The organism is Actinomadura sp. 6K520, from assembly GCF_004349245.1.
Classification (GTDB): Bacteria; Actinomycetota; Actinomycetes; order Streptosporangiales; family Streptosporangiaceae; genus Spirillospora.
Genome location: NZ_SMLC01000387.1, coordinates 1 through 1568 on the forward strand (window position 1 = coordinate 1; position 1568 = coordinate 1568).

Genomic DNA, 1568 nt, shown 5'->3' on the forward strand with positions numbered 1-1568 from the left:
GGCTTCCAGCGGCTCAGCCTCACCGCCGCGCCGCTGCTGGACGACGCGGCCGTCAAGGAGCTGCGCGACGGGCTGCCCGAGGACCGCTCCCTCGCGCTCACCGCCGCGCTGCGCACCGGCGTCAGCATCCTGCGCGGCCCGCCCGGCGACCTCGCGCGCACGGCCGCCGGCGTCGCGGCCGCCGCCGCGGGCCGGGGCGTGCGGGCCGCGGTGGCCGCACCGACCGACCGCGCCGCCGCCGACCTGCGCGCCGGCCTGCCCGAGACCGCCGCGGACGTCACCGTCACCAGCCTGCACCGGCTGCTGGAGCCCCGCGACGACCCGCGGGCCGCGCCCGGCGCCGTCGTGTACGGGCGCGGCGAGCCGCACCCGTTCGACCTCGACCTGGTCGTCGTCGCGGACGCCGCCGCGCTCGACGCCGAACTCTGCGCCGTGCTGGTCGAGGCGTGCCCCGACGGCGCCCACCTGGTCCTGTGCGCCGAGCCGGGCGCACCGCCGCCCGCCGGGCCGGGCCGCCCGCTGGACGACCTGGAGGCGTCCGAGACCGTCCCGGTCGTCACGCTGGACGCCGCGCCGTCCGGCCCGCTCGGCACGCTGACCGAGGCCGTGCGCGGCGGTGACCTGGCCGCCGTGGACGCGCCCGGACGCGAGGTCGTGATCGTGCCCGCCGCGAGCCCCGGCGAGGCGGTGCACCGGGCCGTGCAGCTCGTCACCGACTCGATCCCCCGCGCGCTCGGGATCGCCGCCGGGGACGTCCAGGTCGTCGCGCCCGCCCCGGGCGGCGAGGCCGGGACCGGCGCCCTCAACGCGGCGCTGAAGGAGCGGCTGAACCCCGGGCCCGGCCGGTTCGGCGGGCTGGACCCCGGCGACCGGGTGGTCGTCGCCGCGCCCCTCCCCCAGGCCCCGCTCGGCGAGACGGGCGTGGTGACCGGCGGCGGCCCCCGCGGCCTGGAGGTCGACTTCCCCGGCGGCCCGGCCGTCATCGCCCCGGCGGAGGCGTCCCGGCTGCGGCACGGCTGGGCGGTGACCGTCGCGCAGGCCCGCGGCACGCGGCGCCCCGCCGTGGTCGCGGTGCTGTCACCCGACGGCCTGTCCCGGCCGCTGGTGGCCACCGCGTTCGGCCTGGCGCGGCGGCACCTGTCGGTCGTGCAGGCGGCCGGCCCCGCGCTGGCCAGGGCCGTCCGCGAGAACGACGCGCCCCCGCGCCGCACCAGGCTCGCGAGACTGGTGGTCCACTGAGGCCACGGCGAGGTAAAGAAACCCCCGTGTCGCGGTTTACGTGCCCGTCCGTATGGGACACGATGTCAACAGGGTCAGCGCTCACAGGGGCGGCGGCATCGGTGCGGGTGGAGGAGCGACATGCCTCAGCGGCTCAGGCGGGTCGGCACGGCTTCGGCGGCGGTCTCGGCGGGCGCGCTCGTCCTCGTCCTCGCCGCACCCGCGCAGCCCGCCGCGGCGGCCGAGGAGTGCAAGAAGGGCGTCGACCCGGAGACCACGCTCGAGAACTGGAAGTGCAACCTCGGCAACCTCCGCGAGGCCCTCACCCCCAAGACCCCGACGCCGACCCC

At 79.2% G+C, this 1568-nt stretch carries 2 protein-coding genes; both read left to right on the plus strand.

What is annotated here, in order from left to right:
• A partial coding sequence (locus E1289_RS37515; protein ID WP_131988929.1) for an AAA family ATPase occupies nt 1–1239 on the plus strand: 1239 nt, incomplete at its 5' end.
• Between the two features lie 120 nt (nt 1240–1359).
• The coding region (locus tag E1289_RS37520) for a hypothetical protein (protein ID WP_131988931.1) at nt 1360–1568 on the plus strand (209 nt) is incomplete at its 3' end.